The organism is Paenibacillus allorhizoplanae, from assembly GCF_927798215.1.
Taxonomy (GTDB): domain Bacteria; phylum Bacillota; class Bacilli; order Paenibacillales; family NBRC-103111; genus Paenibacillus_E; species Paenibacillus_E allorhizoplanae.
In genome coordinates, this window is sequence record NZ_CAKMMW010000041.1 from 1 (window position 1) to 17796 (window position 17796).

Sequence of the window (17796 nt, forward strand, 5' to 3'; positions counted from 1 at the left end):
TGTACCTTTGCCGTTGTTCACCCATTGTGAACACCTCCTCGTTGTATCTATTATCTTAAATCTGTTAACGAGGTGTCCACTTTTTATTCTAGTTGCAAATAAGTAGTTATTTTATAACAAATATGGACAATCGGTCATTTTAATGAAAAATAACTGTAGAAAACACAGCTAATTCACCAAATATTGTGATAATGGTGAAAATAGATGGAGAAAATCCAGTTAGTTGCTCGATATGAAAAAAGCCACGCCCTCTGAGGACGCAGCTTAGCTAAACGATCTCATTTAAATACGGGAATAGCCTCTGTGTAGACTTCTTCCGCTCTGCCACTCGTATAGGTTACCTTGCGGTCAACCATATCAACGATGTAATAATGAACTCCGGCTTTCGCCATATCCTTCAAGAAATCCGCATAAGGCGTAAGATGCTTCTGATGGTGCTGGAGACCTCTTAACACCTCTTTGCCATTGTAATGCTCTGCAATTTCGGACGTCTCCGACATCGAGGAATTCATGTCCTCATAATGATCATCCTGACCCATGTACACCGTGAAATTATCTGCAACTTCCGTTCGATAGGATGTCACACCTGCATCCAATAGCGCTTGAAACGTGCGCGGGTAGGGCCAACGCTCTTTTTTAGACATATCACTAATTCGCTTCACTTCTTCAACATTCATTATCGGCGCTCCTTCCAAAAGCTAGAGTACCCAAGGATAACTTATCTCCTCTCAGTATACATTAAAGAGCTGCCATCAACCATTGACGTTCCTTTGCTCCAACGGCGTGGATCAAGTGCGCAAGGACTTTCTTCTGTTCCGGATTCAATCGCGCGAATACCTTAGGTTCCGCATGACATAACTCACGAATTGCAGCTTCGAGCTCATCCCGACGGTTCGCCGCCTCAGGATCACCAGTGAACGTCGGAAACGCCTTCGCTTCAGCGAATTCCTTGATAACAGCATCGGATAATTTCCGCAGATAGGGCTGCCTTTTCTCACTAATGAACGTCCCTAGCTTATCTAGCAGATATTGAAAGGCATCGCTTTTGCGACTCGCACCGAATGTAAACGACTGCTGCCCACTTAGATTCTCACTACTAAAATCAAACTGATCAAATAGCTTACTCTGAATATAGACACTATGGTAAAAGGAATCCCCTTTATTGTTAAACGTTGTGGGCTGTTTATGCTGCTCTTTCAACTTCGAGTCAATAAAATACAGCTTCGAATATTCATGATTCATGCGATCTTCCCAACGAATATACGTGATTCGAAATTTCGTCTGCGACATCGTATGGGCGAATGTGAAGGTTTCCTTCTCCGCAATCAAGCTAGCATAGTCCAGCGGTTCACCATCAATACGAATTGTGTAAGGCTTGTCTGCATGCAGTTCTAAGAACCATCCGAATTCTCTGCTCAAAAATGCCAGGAAATCCTGGGCCACGAACTCCTTGATGATATTGTTAAACGTGACGGTAGTCCCTCTGTCCTTATCCGTTAGATCAGGCTTGGTCACATGATAGGCATCCAATTGTTTCGCTTGAATATGAATCTTATACGTATTTTTGAGCAGGAGACCATCCTCGTACGTGGTTTGCCAAATAGCTTCCGAAGCAAAATGATGAAAGGTTAAGCGACCTATCCCATTTTTCCCGTGCATAGCCGAAGTCGTTCTCCCCCGTTTATCAGGATCCACACTCTTCTCAGATTCATAGAAAGGCGTAAACTTTCCTTCTAAATCTTTCAGCTTAATGCCATAGCCGTTGTCTGCAATGACGATTTGATCCACGCCGTCTAGTATGTTTTTATGAAGGGTTATGTCTACCACCGTAGCCTCAGCGTCGAAACCGTTCCAGATGTATTCGGCAATAGCTTGCAAATAATCAAACTTACGAAGCGCTTTTTCGATACCTTTTGAGGATATTTTTATGTTGTTCATGGCGATCAACCCTTTCTTCATATAGTCTGCCTGTACCCATACACTTATCATATTGCAAAAAGCTCATTTCGTATGTCGATTGATGTCCTCTCGCTTCAAGTCTTTTTCGACAAAAAAACTGACACCCCAGGTGTCAGTTTCCATATTTCAATTCAGCTATCGCTTTTTTGTATTTATCGATTCGTTCATAGTCTTGACGGGTAGGCTGTTCTATTCGACTGAGGTCACAGTTATCTTCTAAATCCAGGAGCTTCACAACCGACGCTAATGGGTTTACTTTGATCCTCTTAATAAATCCTTCATACGTTTCATCCGACCTTCTAGTAAGGCAATCTAGCGCTTCTAGGATAGGTAGACTAAAGCCTTCTTTTTTCAAATCAAATAGGGTTAGATCCGAATCCTCCACGACATCATGTAAGACTGCAACGATGGATTCTTCCGTTGATTTGGCCCTGCTAGCTAAACGAATTGGGTGTAAAATGTAGGGACTGCCCCCTTTGTCTACCTGACCATCATGGGCCTTTGCTGCGATTAAAATGGCTTTCGTTAATGTGCTCATAGATGTCACCCTCTCACCTTGTTCGTGAAATAGCTTTTTCACCAGTTATAGCATAAGTCCCTGTTTTTGCATATGGCTGCTGCGTTGTATAATGTAAAAATGATAACAAACAAGGAGATCCTCATTATATGCTAGAGAATGAAAACTTTTCAGAAATAACAACGGCTGGTAAACGCCTACATATGCAAGGAGATTGCGAGAACTGCTTTGGTTTATGTTGTGTTGCGCTGCCTTACGCAGCTTCAACGGACTTCGCTAACGATAAGGATGCTGGACAACCCTGTACAAACTTACAAACCGACTTTCGTTGTGGTGTTCATACCCAGCTTCGCCAAATCGGCTTTCGAGGCTGTACCGTGTATGACTGCTTCGGTGCAGGGCAGAAGGTTTCACAGATCACCTACGGTGGTACGGACTGGCGTAAAGCACCTGAAACCGCGAAGCAAATGTTTGAGGTATTTCCTCTGATGCGCCAGCTTCATGAGCTGCTCTGGTATTTGACTGAGGCCTTAACCCTTCCATCGACTGATGAGATTCATGGAGAACTGAGCACCTTGGTCGCTGAAACGGAACGCCTCACGAACCTCGATCCCGATAGCCTGATCACGCTGGACGTTGCTGCACATCGAGCTGCTGTGAATGTGTTGCTGCTTCGAGCAAGCGAGCTTGTACGCGAAGCAGCATTGCGCGAGTATGTTATCCCGAAAGGCCGCCGTAAAGCTTATGGGAGAGGCGCCGATCTAATTGGTGCTAAGTTGAAAGGTGCTGATCTCCGGGCCAGCAATCTACGAGGAGCCTATTTAATAGCAGCTGATCTGCGAGGTGCCGATCTGCGGAAAGCGGATCTCATCGGCGCGGATCTCAGGGACACCGACCTTCGAGGAGCGGATTTGAGCGACAGTCTGTTTCTTACTCAATTTCAAGTGAATGCCGCCAAAGGAGATAAGCACACGAAGCTGCCTGCATACTTAACACCCCCTGCACACTTCAGCAGCGAGTAGCCAATTTGTGTGCGGCGCGCCCTGTGGTGATTAGCTGGAAAACCTGGGAGGTTTTCCAGCTAATCTTCCGATAAGACTATAGATGTCCAATTAGAAGTCTTAGAGATCCTTGACCATTCGCCATACAGCGTTGGGATGATCTTCTTCTTTTTCTAAGAGGCGAAAGCCACTTTTCTCGTAGAAATGCAGCGCAGGTAGATTCGTTGGAGCCACACGTAAATGATATGATTTTACGGCATATTTCTCAAAGAATCCTTCCGCATACGCCACTAACTGTCGACCGTATCCTTTTCCTCTGTAGGATGGAATTAAATAGAATAAGTTCGCATAGCCGATATAACTACCCTCATGAAGAACAATTTGAAGCTCCAGTTGACCAATGGGTTGACCTTCCTCTTCGATCAGCACAAGTCCTTCTGGAAAGCGCCTAACGCGATCGGCAATCCGTCTGACGTAGTCATCCTCATCCCCGAAACCTTCTTCACTGCCGAAGCTCACCACATAGGAATCTTTCCGAAAGGCTATGATCGTTTCTCGATCTTTCTCCACATCTATCGTCCTAAACTCCATTGGTGCTGCCCCCCTCATAGCATTTTAATCACTAATTTTAAGCTGGCTTTCAGCATTTATTCGCTATTCTTTCATATTACCATCGTACAATGACAACGTGGACAATTAAAAATAGGAGTGATACATACACGTATGAATATGAAAAAACTAGCAGGCATATGCATTCTGATCCCCATTCTTCTAGCAGGATGCGGGAACCAATCTGACACACAAACCGCAGCAGCAGGCACTTCTCAGCCAGTGCAGCAAACGGAGAAGGCAGCGGGAAATGGCCAAAAAAATGGCGGGCAAAATCGCCCTGTGATGGATCCCGCACAGAGACAGCTCTTCAGTACGTTCCAAATGCTGACCATGATGGACAAATCGGATGGATTGACCATCACGAAGGAGCAAGCACAAGCCATGCTGCCTGTCGCTCAGGATATCGTCACGAAGAATGAGCTCAGCGACGACAATAAAACCAAGCTGCTGGCAACTTTGACAGATGCTCAGAAGACCTTCTTAACTGATGCAGAAACACGCATGAGTAATCGTGGTAACGGAGGCAACGGCGGGCCGAATGGCCAGGGCTCAGGCAATCGAAATGGTGGCTCCGGCGATGCAGGTAAAGCGCAGTCGCCAGATGCTTCAGCTACGCCTAAAGCAAATGCCACGGATGGGGCTGGAAGTGGCCAGAAAGCCGGAGGACAAAAACCGAATGGTACTGGTGGCGGCAATCGTCCTGCAGGCGGACAAATGGGAGATGCTGGTAAGACGTTCGTTGAACTCTTGCAAAACAAGGTGAAATAAGTCGAATATTTCCGAGGAAATGATACAGCCCTGAGTCCACTGGACTCAGGGTTTTCAGTTGTTTATAAATTGCGAGAATGGGACGTTAATGCATCACAACACCCTATCTTCATAGTCCTTCCAGTGGGGAATTGGGTCCTCATACATTTAGTATCTCTATCAGCTTTAACCGCTGCAAATCTATCTATCAAGCATAGAATAGTTTGGTAAGCATTCAATATTCTGATAGGAGATGGAGAGATGACTAGCAAAAAACGTATTACAGGAGAACCGAGTAGAATTGTTCGACTTCCTAGAAGCGCAGGAATCACCAAAATGAAAGCTAATCTGTTATACCATGCTCAACTGAAGAAGCACAATAAACTAGGAGCAGGCCGCTTGTTTCCGAACCAAACAATAATCTCAATTGGTACAGACAACTCTTGGTTCAACGCTCAAGAAATTTCGCGTGACCCAGGATGGGTACCAGTGGCCAACGCCAACTATGTTTGGTTCTCTGGCAACCTGAGCAGTGAAAATGCGGTCATTTCGACACGCTTCTCGCTCTCGCAGCGAAGATCTATTCGGAGCGCTTCTCTCTTTTTATCCGTTGACAACTACGCAGTTGTCATCATCAACGGTGTACCCTTGGTCTATGACGCGCCACAGAACACCCCTTCTTTCTTCAACCCCGGGCGCAGCTTCAATGTCAGACGATTTTTACGACGCGGCCGTAATGATATTGTCATCATCGCCTTCAACTTTGGTGGACCACGCAGTGCAAGCAATCCCGCTGGCGTGGCAGCAAGACTGGATATTCGACTCAGCTCACTTCTGTAGATTCATGTAAAATAAAAAAGACCCCTAAACCACAATCTGCTGGTTTGGGGGTCTTTTTGCAATTCATTGCTATGCTCTTAACGCCTGAATGACCTGCTCTGCCTTCGCTTCACCGCTGGCAACCTGCTCAACGTGGTTTGCAAACATATCACACATGTATACGAACAGGGTAAGAATCTCTAACACTTCATCACTTTCGAACGTGCGTGAAGCCGATAGGCTATACACATAACGATAGTGGATCTCGCCTTCTTCATTCACGCCAAAGTGACCTATCGGCAAGCGTGTATTAATTTCGAGCAAGAGCGCGGCTACATCTTCACGGGCATCTGCTTGCAGATGAAACGGCAGTGTGCTGTAAATCTGTAGAAGTTGAATAGCAACAATTTCGTCATCATTCAACGGTAAAAAGCTAAAGTGAAGGAAACGATCCCTTCCTTGGCTATCCTCTTGAAACCCTGCCATTAGCACATGCAGCGGGATTGCCTCGGATTTCTCTAGTAAATTCGTGGCGAGCTCTGCTTCATCCAAAATCTCTTTCAATTGCCCTAATTGCGCCAAATGACGCGCATGTGCAAGCTCAGTCAACATATCGGTTCAATCTCCTATTCTCTCTTGCCCATTGCTTCAACAATGGCGCCCTTCAGCTTAGCTGGATCGCTCTCGAACTTGTACAATGCTTGAATGCTGACACCAGCTGCTTCTACAAAACTCTCTACTTGTCTGTAACGCGCGACGACTGCCTGGTCCGTCTCAACGTAGACAGGTAACTTCATAAACATATCAAAAATAAGATCTGTGTCATGCGCACGTTTTTCCAGCTTCTTCTCGGTTGATTTATCCGCGTTGAAGACTGCCTTAGTAATTCCCCATGCGCCTGCTTTCGATGCGCGATCACGTCCAGCTTGCTTTAAGGATCTGGCAATTGGCATAGCTGCACCAATACCTGTGGCAACAATTTTCAGCGGCGTACCTACTTGAGCACCTACCCCAGTAAGCGTAGCAATATCGGCGGCGATCTTCGTTAGCTCAAGACCGATTTGAATAGCACCTCGGTCTGTCCGCTTCACGTTAATATTCTTCATTTCTTTCGCCAATTCATATTGGGCGATTTCATCGAGTTGCTGATTGGCTGCTGCTACTTTAGCTGGATCACCTGACGCTATATCAGCATGCAACTGCGCCTTTTTCGTAGCTAGCTTCGCTTTGTCGACACCAGCATTTCGCGTGTACCAACGTTTTTCTTTGAGAATATCGGCATTCCCAGCTTTGCCTTTGAAATCACGTTTCATCGTCGTCATCGCGCTGCGATTTAAGCCCGCTTTGATCACATCAACCGTTTTGATAGCAATTTTCACACCGCTTACGGCAATGCTGACGCCTGGTATAACAGCTGTCAAGCTAGCCGTGCTTGTCTCCATGATCTCCATGATGCCTTTCGCCACTTTGATACCTGATTGCGCAGCTTGGATCGCATTACTAATGATCTCGATCGTCCCTCTTGCTTTCTCACCTTTATCGAGCCCGCCATTTTCGGAGGCCTTGCTGTACATATCATAAATGCCTTTAACGGCCATAATCGTATTTTTAACTGCGGAGATCGCTTCGGCTACGGTTCCCGCATAATCACTGACGGAGGAAGAAGCACCGACCCCCTTGTCTTTCCCCGTTGATTTGGCCGCTTTATCGACTAAACCAGCCGAGCCGCTGACCATTTTACCGCCTGATTCGATCATAGACGATCCTGTACCTGCGTATTGCCAACGTTTGTTATGACCCGTCCGGTTGGCATCACCAGAAACGGAGAGCGTTTCTCGAATGGCACTCATGATTTGGAAAGGACCGCTCACAAGATCTGCAGTAGAAGCTACAGCGCCCATGGTTGCTGACTGCTGCGCTGTCCCAGCATCCTTCGTCTTATCGTACGACTCTTTCAAATCATCAGCCCGTTTGCCAAAGCTGTCGGAAAACGTTCCGCCAACCCCAGATGTCATATCTGCCTTATCCTTGGTATCGTCGCCTGTAGGATGCATGGTAGAGGCAGAGGGTACCGTTGGCACAAGCACGGTTGGAGCTGGTGTTTGAACCGTCCCCGTTTGTGTTGGAGCTGGTGTCTGACTGGTTGTAGCTGTCTGCGATGTAGTCGTCGTCGTTGGGGCTGGCGTCTGTGTCGTAGCCGTTGACTGCGGTGCAATTACCGTAGTTGGTGCAGGAGTTGTTGGCCTTGGCGGTGCGCCAGTCCCTGACCTGCGGCGGTGAAAGGCCACTGGCGGTAACACGGTGGGCACTGGAGTTTGTGCTTGATTGGGATTACGCTGAATGACCTGATTCGCGTAAGCTTGAGTAGCACGGTTACCAACCGTACGCTGCATCTGCATAAAGATGTTTGTCCCCATAGGTGACATTTGTGCGGCACTCGTACTTGTCGCGCCCGATAGCGATGGCTGCTGTTGCTGATGCGAGGGGCTCACTGGTTTGGTCTGGCCTTGTTTTCCTTGGGGCATCTCTACCTAGCTCCTTCATGTAATATATTCTTTTGTATGCTTTACTTACCGCCTCGTTGCTGAACAACATGCGTTAATTCATGACCAAGCAGTTCTTGCCCCTCGCGTGAATCTGGATTGTATCTTCCTTCCCTGAAGAACACGTCATTACCCGTAGCAAAAGCTTCAGCACCTAAAGATCTATTAATCTTCGATGACTCTGAATCATTATGTATATTTACGTTACTGAAATCAGTTTTGAACGCCGATTCCATCTTCGCTTGAATGCTTGAGTCCATTTTGCTGCCGCTGCCTTGTTTCGCCTTAATCTGCGACTCAATCCCTTCACCAGCTTCAAAGCCGCCTTCGGAGGACGACTTCATCTGCAGCTCTTCGTCTTCCGACTCGCCGCCCTCTGAGCGCTGGATCGACTCTGATGATGGCTTCATCTGCAACTCCTCATCTTCCGACTCGCCGCCTTCTGACCGCTGAATCGACTCTGATGATGGCTTCATCTGCAGCTCTTCTTCTTCCGACTCTGGACCTTCTGAGCGCTGAACATCTGGCTTTGAAGCGCTGCTGCTCTCCGAAGCAGCAATATGGTCCGCTGCTTGTTTCCCCATCTGATCCGCTTCCTGCTCATACGCATCACCAGCTGGACCAACCGTCATTTTGGTCTGAATATTCAACATATTTCCCACAGCGCGATTGCCGATAGCACGTTGAATGTTCATCAGATCGGAAGTTACAGGAGAATTACTTTTATTACTTTTCTGATTCGTATGCAAAGAAGAATCTGGTTGCCGGTTAATATGGGATTTTTGCATGGCATAACCCTCCTAGCGAGCTTTTGATGGATGCATTCATTGAACCCTGATTTGCACTTCTACATATCCGTCCCTTTAGTAGCAAGAAGTCTGTCAATTAACTATATCACAACGCTATGAAGCGGAGTTTACTATTTGATTGAATAGCGATCTATAATGAGCACAGCAATATCATCGGATTGCACGGCACCATCTGCGAACAAATCCACATCTTGCACCATATGACTAAGCAATTGCTCAGGCCTACTTGCCTGCTCCTTTACCAATACATCCTTTAGGCGGACAAAGCCATATTGGTTCTGAAGTTGATCTTCAGCCTCCGTAATGCCATCCGTAAACACGATAATGCGTTCTCCTAGATCTAACGTGACCTCATTATCCCTATATAACATGTCGTCCATAACGCCAAGAGGGAGTCCTTTTTTCCCTTTCAGCAGCTCAACTTCACCGTTAGCTCTCACAATGTAAGGCGGACAATGACCACCATCACTATACAAAAGCTGGCCTGTCACTACGTTCAATACGCCGCAAAATATCGTCGCAAACATGGTTGAGTCATCCTTATAGAGCTCTTGATTGACAGCCGTCAGCAACTCACCTGGCGTCAACTCCACGGACATCTTTCCTTTGAGCAGCGTCATTGTCACCGCCATGAATAGAGCTGCTGGAATTCCTTTGTCAGAGACATCACCCAGCACGAAAAACAAACGATTCTCGTCGATACGAAAATAATCATAGAAGTCACCGCCTACCTCGCGTGCGGGTCGAATGATTGCCTGAGCATCCGCTTGGGCACTAAGAAGCATCTCATCGCCTACGATTCCACCCTCAGCATCCGCAGCACGAACCTCTAGACTTAAGCCTTTACGAGGAAGAAACCCCATCTGAATATCCGTTGCGATACGCAGTTCACTTTCCATACGTTCCTTAGCTGCCGTCGTAACTTTCAATGCATGTACCGACTTCTCAAGTGCATCGTACAGCATGGCATTTTCTAGCGAAGCCGCTGTTGGCGAAGCGATCGATTCTAGCAACTGCAAATCTCGTTCCGTGAACGGTGCATCGCCCCGTTTGTTCAACACCTGCAGCACGCCAATGATCTTCCCCTTGCTGACGAGAGGAACACAGAGCATGTTGCGGGTTGGATAATCGACGCGCTTCGCGACCTTTGACGACCAGCGTTCATCTCGCGCAGCATCGTCAATCTTGACCGACTTCCCTGTCTGTGCGACCCAGCCTGCGATACCTTCGCCAATCTTGAGGCGGATTTCACGCACCTCATTACCTTTGGCTCCAAGCGCAAGATCGAAAAAAAGTTCGCCCTTCTCCTCATCGACCAAAATAACGGACGAAGCCTCCGCATTCATGATGCGGGATGAAGTTTCCATGATTTTGACCAGCAAATCCTGTTTGCGAATCGTCGAGTTTACTTCCAGGCTCACATCAAAAAGCTGCATCGTTCGCTCCAGCTCTAGTTCTGCTGCTCGCCGCTTTCGATGCCCAAGCTGCCACTGGATGACAGCCACAAGACACAGGATAACAAGCACGCCTACGACTATCTCCATCCAGCTCAGCTCCTATGTATGTCATGTAATTAGCCTTTACTTAATGGCATTAACCGCTTCATCTTCCGTCTCATACAGCTTGAAAATGCTGCTAAAGCCCGACATATCAAAAACTTCCTTCACTTGCTCATTCATTCGAGCTAGTGCAAGCTTCCCCTGAATGACCTTGACCATTTTGGCAGCAGATAGCAAGCTTCTTAATCCTGCACTGCTGACATAATCAAGCCCTTGCAGATTAAATACGAACTTGCCATTACCTTGCTCCACCAGCTTAGCAAATGCCGATTCCAAGCTTGCGGATGTATTCCCATCCAATCTGCCTTGTAAGCTTACTAGCACAATGTCCCCTTGTAACTGCTCGGTAATAATCATGAAACACCTTCCTCTTGGATCCGATTTTTTCTCATTAGCAGCACATTCTCTCCATTCAAACGCTCATACCGAAGTTCGTCCATAACTTGCCGGACAAAATGGATACCCAGCCCGCCGATCCCGCGCTCCTCGATGCTCTGGTCGGTACGGGGGCTGGATTTTAGCAGTGGATTAAAAGGAATTCCCTGATCGCTCAGACAAAGCTCCCAACCATCGGGCGTTTGCCCAACATCAAGGCGAATCGTATGCATCCCATAAGGAGCAGATGGGTAGCCGTATAGAATAATGTTTGTTACGAGCTCATCGCAGACCAAATTGATTTGAAACAGAGACTTCTCATCCATGCCGAGGGACCCTGATATGCCTTGGATAAAAGCCGCTAGACGCTCTAGCTCTTGTAAATCGTTGCGCAATACGATGGACTCAATACCCAAGGACGATCACTCCTACGACATTTTCAACAGCATGTTTTCAAGCAATCGTACTCTTGCACTTGATGCGTGAAGCATCCCGATCCCTATCTCCGGATACAATCTCACTAAGCGAGACAAGCTCTCCCCTTGCAAAGTAAGGACACGTACCTCATCAAAAATGACCTGTGCAGTAACCGATGACGGGGAGCCATCTAACGCAGTCGTTTCACCAACCGCTTGCTTAGGTCCCAAAACGCCAATCGTCGATGTCTCACCGACACCCGTCTCATTGCTTAATTCAACATGCCCTTCAATAAGGAGATACATGGCAGCGTTCGATTCTCCCCGCCGCAATAAGTAAGTTAAATCCTCGTGCACTTCTTCTGTCGCAATACCCGCAATTAACCCTAATTCATCAACCGACAAATCCGCGAATAAGCTGACTTGCTTCAAGAAAATTACTTTATCCAGCATGGTTAAAAATTTACGTTCTTCTTTCATATCTGCACGCTCCAATGCGCTTAGTGCGTAGATGGAAATATCCTTGAGCCAGCTATCTGACCATGTTGTAGCTTCTTGCAGCAGCCCCAGCGGCTGTATTTCCTCCATGACATCTGTCACACCTTGTTGCTTTAACTGGTCTAACAACGCATAGGCCAATTTACGATCGCCGAGCCCCTCCGCAAGGACCTCTAAACCATTCTCACGAAGTTCAATGTTCTCGTCTTGAATGGCTTCACGCAGCATCATAATGATTCGCTCATCGACGAGTTTAGCCATGACGGTCCATGCTCCATCAATGAGTGCCTCATGCAGCTCTCCACATCGTTCCTTCGCCAATTCCGCTAATCCTGTCAGACCAAGCTTCTCTAACGCAGCAGGCAATGCACGCTCTTGCGTTGATGCTTGCAAACGCTGCGCACACAGTTCAACGAGCAGTGAATGCAGTCTACCTTCATCCAATAGCTCAGCGAGTGTGGTTACAACGGCATTCCAAATGAATGGATTCGGATGGTGACTATACTCCAGCAAGATCGGCAGTGCTTTATCACCCATATCCACAAAAGCTTGCAGAATGGCTTTGCGCAGCTCTTGATCTGCCATAGACACCATACCTAGCATCAATGGGATGCTTTCCACATGCTGAAGCTTACCGATACAATGCGCAGCTGCTACCTTCACAGCAGGACGTTCCTCATCGAGTAACGAAACGACCCAAGCAGTGTACGTATTCAGTTTCAAATCAGCTACGGTATGGCAGCCATAGACGGCCCATTCGCCGCCGGTATCTAGCATTTTGATAATGGCTTCGTCACAAGCCGCGTAGCTTTCTTCACTTTCTAGGGCGTATAGGGCTTTGACGCCTTCATGCACAACCTTCGGATGCGTATCCAACAGCTTTACACGGATAAAGAAATGGGACTGACTTTTCAGATGCGAAGCCTTTGAAATCAACTTCACGCACTCAGCGCGAACCTCTGGATCCTCATCCTCCAGGAAGGATGCGACCTGCACGAGGTCTTGAATCGTGGCACCCTGTAAGTTCATCGCACGTAATACCGCAATACGAATCCGCGAGCTCTCTTCCCCAATCATTTGGATCAAATGCGGCAAGAACGCGGAATCTTTGGCTTTACCAATAATTTCTAGAGCTAGTTCTCGCACGTAATCATTCGGATGCTTCAGATAGGCTAGAATAGCCGATAACGCTTTGGAGCTGCGAATGCCCCCGATAAAAGAGCTCGCAATTTCTGATAAATCACCGTGGAGGGATTGAACACTTTTGACCAATTCACGAATATACAAATTCCGGCCGAACCAAGCTACAACGACTAGAATTCCTGCAATCACCACGCCTAGCCATGCCAGAGGCGATAATTGAAGGAGACCAAACGAGTACAGCATAGAGAAGAGCGAGCCAATGAGAATACCGCCAGAAGCTGCAACCCCTTGCGCGAAATAACGATAGCCATCCCGTTTGGAGATTGGCATCATTTTGAAGAAAAGCTGATAACAAGGCTCTGCAATGTAGTACAGCAAAATATAAAACACCGCATATGATCCGGAAACCATGACCAATCCGAGCGACTGATTCATGAATAATGCTGTGAGGCCGAAGCCGCCGAAGAAGATGATCGTGATGCCTAATAATATATTACTGGCGCCTAGCCAGTTCATTAAGCGCGTAGATACCGTTTGTAACAATAAGCAGAACGTAAATTGAATCGCTGTGATTAAGCCATAAAACGAGGTCAAATCTCCCTCATTAGAGAACTTATATTCAGCAGCCGTGAAATATTGATACTCCATCATAAAATAAACAGCCGGCATCAGTGTCATTAGAGCAACCGCACACAGGAGGAAGGGACTTCGCAGCATCTGCTTCGCATAGTATCCGGAAGTTGGCTGTGTCGCTTCGTCAGCAGTGAGGGAGACGGGCTGGGCCCTATTCATTCTTTTATCTTCCTTCAGGGTTAGCGGAACTAAATACCGCATAAGTGCCCTTCGGAAGAAGACGAAGCCGAACACCATGAGAATTGGCGCCAGTGCATACACGGCTTCCGTGCCAAGTAGTTTGCCAAGCTGATGGGCCAACAAGCCTGCGGTAATGCCACCCGTCGTTGTAGCAGCGATAAAAACGGGCATTAGTCGCTTTGCCTGTTGAGTAGGACACAAGTCAAACGCTGTACTCCACAAGAGCAAGGTTAGCTGCCTTACGACAAAGTTAGAAGAGAGAAACAGAATTGGATAGTAGTAGCGATAGTCGATGCCACCCAGCTTAAATCCCAAGAGCACAACACCATTCAGGAAGAGAAGCCCTATCATAATAAGATAGAGCGTCGTCATCATCTTAGCCTTCGGGAGTCGGTTCGCCAGTTTGGCCAAGAGCCAGCCTTCGAGCGGCATGATAGCAGCTTCAACCATATAAATATAGGGCAAATATTGCACGCCGAAGCGCTGATTAAAAAGTGCCATGAACGCCGTGTAATTTAAGGATTCCGCAATTCCGCTAAAGTAAAAGATCGGCAGCATCATCCAAAGCTTACGACTGTCTTCTGTGCGCAGCCCTATCCACCCTTTTAAGGTTCCTTGCATATCATCAGGTCCAATCTATTAGTCTATCTGTCAAGGGGACAGTGGTTTATAAAACGCTAGTCTAGCTTCACCTTCATAATAATAATTCGGATATGTACCAATGAGTTCGAAACCATTAGCTTTGAACATCTTTTGAATGGGGAGGTATTCCGGTAAATCACATGTGTAGGTCAAAATGTAACGTCCTTCTGCAGAACGGGCAAACGTTTCTAGCGCCTGAAATAACACCTTTGCAAATCCATGTCGACGATATTCTCGATGAACAGCTAAGTAATCCCAGAGAAATCCGCCGGATTGATGCTCATTCTCTTTGCAGCTCGTCACGGCGATAATGTCACCCGTCTCATTCTCTATATACCAATGCCGGTGATTGCGCTGAGATAAACTAAGCATTGGCGCATGACGGAAATGTTCCAACTCACCTGGTGTATGACGTTGATCATCGAAAGACACAGGTGATAGATAGAACTCTGTAATCCGTAACGCATCTTTCTCATTGGTTAATTCATGCACTGTCCAATTACTTACTTGCATCTCACAATCTCCTTAAAAGTTTTCGTAAGAAAACTAGCTTCGTAAGCATCATCTTAAGAAACGGATAATGTACCATTCCATTCACCAGTCGTACCTTTTTGGAAATATTCATCACACATATAGAAATACAATTGGGCTGCTTTATCTTGACGATTCTGTTTAATAACCATCAAGAAAGCTTCACGTGCATCGTAGAACCGTCCAACCTGATAATACGTAACAGCTTGCTCAAACAAGGCTTTCGTCTTCTCTTTCAAAGCACGGATCGTTTCTGCATCACCTTGATAAACATCGAACAAGTGCAGAGGCTCTTTCACACTATCCACTTGAATTAAACCAAGATCTCGATAGAGGAAATCCTTCGGCATTTCCAGGGTCTTGACCACGGAATCTGTAATCAGAATGGATGATCCTAGCGGCTCCGTCATCTTCTCTAGCATGGTCGCTAGGTTCACTCCGTCCGAGATAACATTGCCTTCCAAACGTTGTTCCTCCCCAATAATGCCAAGGCGGAGAGGTCCTTTATGTAGACCGATTCCGAAATCAAGAGGTGAATAACCTACACTCAATCTATGCGAGTTGTAGATATCTAGCTCCTTCCGCATCTCCACACAAGCGAGCAGCGCTTCATCCGTCTGATTCGGGAATAAAGCCATAAAACCTGCGCCCAAATACTTATTCATAAGCCCTTCATGCTTGCGGACATACGGACCGAATCGTTTGAGAAACGAGTTGACGAAATTAAAGTTTTCTTCTGGCGTCAGTCTCTTGGATAACTGGTAAAATCCTCGGATGTTAAAAATGAGAATGGACATGTGCTGCTCCACTTGATCCCCAAGCTCGACATCTAGGATGCTCTCTTTGTTCAAGAAGCGCAGAAACTGCTGCGGAACGAATCGATAGTAGGATTGACTGAAATTCTCAACCTTGGTGATATAATCTCGAATCCGCGCAGCCATAATGTTCACACTGTCGCCCAGGTCCGACACTTCATCCCGTGTATTAATTGTAACGACAGTATCCCAGTTCCCTTTCGCAATTTCACCGACACTGTTGCGAAGCTTCCAAATGGAAGATAGAAGAACATACGTCATGAGCACAAGCACAAGCAGCAAACCTATCGAGATAAAAGCGATATTGCGAATAATGGAATTTAGAACCGATTGGCGATGCTTCAGCAAGCCGTCTAAGTTCTTACTCGTTTCGAAAACACCGATAATTTTTCCTGAGGAGTTAAAAATAGGTGCAATGGCATAGCGCCATTCTCCTGAGAAATCTTCCCATTGTCCTGTTGCCGTCTTACCTTCCAGCACTACTTGTTGGTTCTCTGGCGTTTGTTGGAAAGGATTAAACATATGCATGCCATCATCGTCTTCTAGAATGCGATAAATGACGCCATCTTCGTATTTGTATACAGCCTTATAAAAGCCTTGATTATCATCCCGCGCATTGTTTTCAAAAACAGATTGAATCTTCTTGCGGAAAGATTGATACGTGGTCCCTCCGTAATCCAAAGGGGATGTGAGGCTTTCCAATTTGTCACCATCAACAAGGTTTTGCCCGTTTTTGGCAAGTAAGATTAGCTCACTAAACGTCTCTTCTTCCATTTTCTTAGAGAAACTGTTGTAAATGACGGTAGAGAGAAGAATCATCGAGAAAGCAATGACAGGAATGAGAATGAAGATTTGCTTCACCATAAGCGGCAAGCGTCTCTTCAGGAGGTTAACGAATATGATTTTGACGGCATATAGCACTAGCAAAATGAATGCTACGGCAATCGACCATACCAGGATTGCATGGTTTTGAGCAGACCGGCTAAATTCCGCTTCAACTAAGGAAGGCGTAATCGTACCATCGGGAAGTCGGCGATTAATTTGAGCTGACTCTACGATAATAAGACTGCCATCTGGACCAATACTGCTCGTAGTCGCGTCAAAAGCAAGCTCCACGCCACTCGCTTTGGCCTTCTCGTCGTTAACAATCCCCTCTAATACATAAGGTTGTTTCGGATCCAGCCTTGTAATCATACGCGAGTTAAAATCAATGAAAATCAATCGTCCCTGATGATCCAAGTGGAAACTCTCTGGGAAATTGCGTCGAGTGCGTTCTATCCCAGGCAGCGGATAAACCAGTTCGGATCGACCTTCGCTCCAAGCACGATATATTTCACCGCTTCGCGTGGAATAATAAATTTCACCTGGCTTAAATCCGTCTGCTTCTGACACGTATTTATTGTCTGGAAGCGTAATCGAATACGTTAACTTAGGCTCAGTGGTTGTACTGTTGCCAACTGGTGTTTCGTATAAAGATAACTTCTTCACTTCATCATTGAAAAAGTACACCTTACCCTCATGTACCTGCACATTGCGCAAGGAGCCAAGTCGATATCTCTTAACTTGTGCGTCGCCATATTCCTGCGTGAAAAGGCTGCGATCAAATTCACCGTTTGGCTTATAACGTACAATTTGTTCGGATTTAACAGCAATCCCATAGGGATCTAATAACGTACGAATCGTATATAAATAGCCCTGATCATCGACCGCCATATCGTTAAAACGATAGACTTCACCATTCTTCCCCGTTTCACTCGTAATGGAAAATTGAAGAATCCCTTGGGCATCCAGTTTATGTATCGTTTTCTTGGCGTTATCGATGACAAATAAGTTATTCTGCGAGTCTGAGATGGCCTTCGATAATCCGTCGAAAGGCATGCTTTTTTTCCATGGCCACAGCTGGATGCTATCTTGGTGTGTGCCCAGGTAAGTACCTGCAGCACCCAGTAGCAGCAAGACGAGCAGCAATGCCGCAATCGATTTCTTCATCGCTTGTA

General features: G+C 46.5%; 16 protein-coding genes. 3 read left to right on the forward strand and 13 right to left on the reverse strand.

Annotated elements, in window-relative coordinates; translation table 11 throughout:
- Nucleotides 1-278: 278 nt before the first annotated feature.
- The 3 genes from L6I86_RS34010 to L6I86_RS34020 form a co-directional block, all read right to left on the reverse strand.
- On the reverse strand, nt 279-677 hold the full coding sequence (locus tag L6I86_RS34010) for a DUF1398 family protein (RefSeq protein WP_236293219.1): 399 nt from the start codon (nt 675-677) through the stop codon (nt 279-281).
- Between the two features lie 61 nt (nt 678-738).
- Entirely contained in the window at nt 739-1989 is a 1251-nt protein-coding gene (locus L6I86_RS34015) for an ATP-binding protein (protein WP_236293220.1), read from the reverse strand.
- Nucleotides 1990-2071: 82 nt separating this feature from the next.
- Nucleotides 2072-2497 carry a GTP pyrophosphokinase gene (locus L6I86_RS34020; RefSeq protein WP_236293221.1) on the reverse strand — a complete coding sequence of 142 codons (426 nt, stop codon included), beginning with the start codon at nt 2495-2497 and terminating at the stop codon, nt 2072-2074.
- A 128-nt stretch (nt 2498-2625) separates the two neighbouring features.
- Here L6I86_RS34020 and L6I86_RS34025 point away from each other — a divergent pair, with 128 nt between their 5' ends.
- Nucleotides 2626-3498, forward strand: coding sequence for a pentapeptide repeat-containing protein (locus tag L6I86_RS34025; protein ID WP_236293222.1), 873 nt, complete (start codon nt 2626-2628; stop codon nt 3496-3498).
- A 99-nt stretch (nt 3499-3597) separates the two neighbouring features.
- Here the strand turns inward: L6I86_RS34025 and L6I86_RS34030 are convergent, their stop codons facing one another.
- On the reverse strand, nt 3598-4068 hold the full coding sequence (locus tag L6I86_RS34030) for a GNAT family N-acetyltransferase (protein ID WP_236293223.1): 471 nt from the start codon (nt 4066-4068) through the stop codon (nt 3598-3600).
- A gap of 132 nt (nt 4069-4200) precedes the next feature.
- Between L6I86_RS34030 and L6I86_RS34035 the strand changes: the two genes are divergently transcribed.
- Both L6I86_RS34035 and L6I86_RS34040 read left to right on the forward strand, forming a co-directional pair.
- Nucleotides 4201-4857, forward strand: a complete 657-nt coding sequence (locus tag L6I86_RS34035) for a hypothetical protein (protein WP_236293224.1) — start codon at nt 4201-4203, stop codon at nt 4855-4857.
- Between the two features lie 240 nt (nt 4858-5097).
- Nucleotides 5098-5676 carry a hypothetical protein gene (locus L6I86_RS34040; RefSeq protein ID WP_236293226.1) on the forward strand — a complete coding sequence of 193 codons (579 nt, stop codon included), beginning with the start codon at nt 5098-5100 and terminating at the stop codon, nt 5674-5676.
- A gap of 69 nt (nt 5677-5745) precedes the next feature.
- Here L6I86_RS34040 and L6I86_RS34045 read toward each other — a convergent pair whose 3' ends face one another.
- From L6I86_RS34045 to L6I86_RS34085, 9 genes are all read right to left on the reverse strand, one after another.
- A complete protein-coding gene (locus tag L6I86_RS34045) occupies nt 5746-6267 on the reverse strand; it encodes a YbjN domain-containing protein (protein ID WP_236293229.1) in 522 nt (173 codons plus the stop codon).
- Nucleotides 6268-6281: 14 nt separating this feature from the next.
- Entirely contained in the window at nt 6282-8180 is a 1899-nt protein-coding gene (locus L6I86_RS34050; protein ID WP_236293233.1) for a hypothetical protein, read from the reverse strand.
- Between the two features lie 41 nt (nt 8181-8221).
- Complete coding sequence (locus tag L6I86_RS34055; protein WP_236293235.1) at nt 8222-8986, reverse strand: eCIS core domain-containing protein; 765 nt, start codon at nt 8984-8986, stop codon at nt 8222-8224.
- A 131-nt stretch (nt 8987-9117) separates the two neighbouring features.
- Complete coding sequence (locus tag L6I86_RS34060; RefSeq protein ID WP_236293237.1) at nt 9118-10551, reverse strand: PP2C family protein-serine/threonine phosphatase; 1434 nt, start codon at nt 10549-10551, stop codon at nt 9118-9120.
- Between the two features lie 36 nt (nt 10552-10587).
- Nucleotides 10588-10923, reverse strand: coding sequence for an STAS domain-containing protein (locus L6I86_RS34065; protein WP_236293240.1), 336 nt, complete (start codon nt 10921-10923; stop codon nt 10588-10590).
- Nucleotides 10920-11357: an ATP-binding protein gene (locus L6I86_RS34070; protein WP_236293243.1), complete on the reverse strand. Its 438-nt coding sequence runs from the start codon at nt 11355-11357 to the stop codon at nt 10920-10922. Before L6I86_RS34070 ends, L6I86_RS34065 begins: the two co-directional genes overlap by 4 nt.
- A 12-nt stretch (nt 11358-11369) precedes the next feature.
- On the reverse strand, nt 11370-14432 hold the full coding sequence (locus tag L6I86_RS34075) for a HEAT repeat domain-containing protein (RefSeq protein WP_236293245.1): 3063 nt from the start codon (nt 14430-14432) through the stop codon (nt 11370-11372).
- A gap of 30 nt (nt 14433-14462) precedes the next feature.
- Complete coding sequence (locus tag L6I86_RS34080; RefSeq protein ID WP_236293247.1) at nt 14463-14966, reverse strand: GNAT family N-acetyltransferase; 504 nt, start codon at nt 14964-14966, stop codon at nt 14463-14465.
- Nucleotides 14967-15019: 53 nt separating this feature from the next.
- Entirely contained in the window at nt 15020-17788 is a 2769-nt protein-coding gene (locus L6I86_RS34085) for an adenylate/guanylate cyclase domain-containing protein (protein ID WP_236293248.1), read from the reverse strand.
- Nucleotides 17789-17796 lie beyond the last annotated feature (8 nt).

What these genes read in the sequence shown, in the direction of transcription:
- L6I86_RS34040 (WP_236293226.1), top strand. Translation starts at nt 5,098, where the DNA reads ATGACTAGCAAAAAACGTATTACAGGAGAACCGAGTAGAATTGTTCGA.
- L6I86_RS34020 (WP_236293221.1), bottom strand. Translation starts at nt 2,497, where the DNA reads ATGAGCACATTAACGAAAGCCATTTTAATCGCAGCAAAGGCCCATGAT.
- L6I86_RS34035 (WP_236293224.1), top strand. Translation starts at nt 4,201, where the DNA reads ATGAATATGAAAAAACTAGCAGGCATATGCATTCTGATCCCCATTCTT.
- L6I86_RS34050 (WP_236293233.1), bottom strand. Translation starts at nt 8,180, where the DNA reads ATGCCCCAAGGAAAACAAGGCCAGACCAAACCAGTGAGCCCCTCGCAT.
- L6I86_RS34030 (WP_236293223.1), bottom strand. Translation starts at nt 4,068, where the DNA reads ATGGAGTTTAGGACGATAGATGTGGAGAAAGATCGAGAAACGATCATA.
- L6I86_RS34055 (WP_236293235.1), bottom strand. Translation starts at nt 8,986, where the DNA reads ATGCAAAAATCCCATATTAACCGGCAACCAGATTCTTCTTTGCATACG.
- L6I86_RS34075 (WP_236293245.1), bottom strand. Translation starts at nt 14,432, where the DNA reads ATGCAAGGAACCTTAAAAGGGTGGATAGGGCTGCGCACAGAAGACAGT.
- L6I86_RS34025 (WP_236293222.1), top strand. Translation starts at nt 2,626, where the DNA reads ATGCTAGAGAATGAAAACTTTTCAGAAATAACAACGGCTGGTAAACGC.
- L6I86_RS34085 (WP_236293248.1), bottom strand. Translation starts at nt 17,788, where the DNA reads ATGAAGAAATCGATTGCGGCATTGCTGCTCGTCTTGCTGCTACTGGGT.
- L6I86_RS34015 (WP_236293220.1), bottom strand. Translation starts at nt 1,989, where the DNA reads ATGATAAGTGTATGGGTACAGGCAGACTATATGAAGAAAGGGTTGATC.
- L6I86_RS34060 (WP_236293237.1), bottom strand. Translation starts at nt 10,551, where the DNA reads ATGGAGATAGTCGTAGGCGTGCTTGTTATCCTGTGTCTTGTGGCTGTC.
- L6I86_RS34080 (WP_236293247.1), bottom strand. Translation starts at nt 14,966, where the DNA reads ATGCAAGTAAGTAATTGGACAGTGCATGAATTAACCAATGAGAAAGAT.
- L6I86_RS34045 (WP_236293229.1), bottom strand. Translation starts at nt 6,267, where the DNA reads ATGTTGACTGAGCTTGCACATGCGCGTCATTTGGCGCAATTAGGGCAA.
- L6I86_RS34065 (WP_236293240.1), bottom strand. Translation starts at nt 10,923, where the DNA reads ATGATTATTACCGAGCAGTTACAAGGGGACATTGTGCTAGTAAGCTTA.
- L6I86_RS34010 (WP_236293219.1), bottom strand. Translation starts at nt 677, where the DNA reads ATGAATGTTGAAGAAGTGAAGCGAATTAGTGATATGTCTAAAAAAGAG.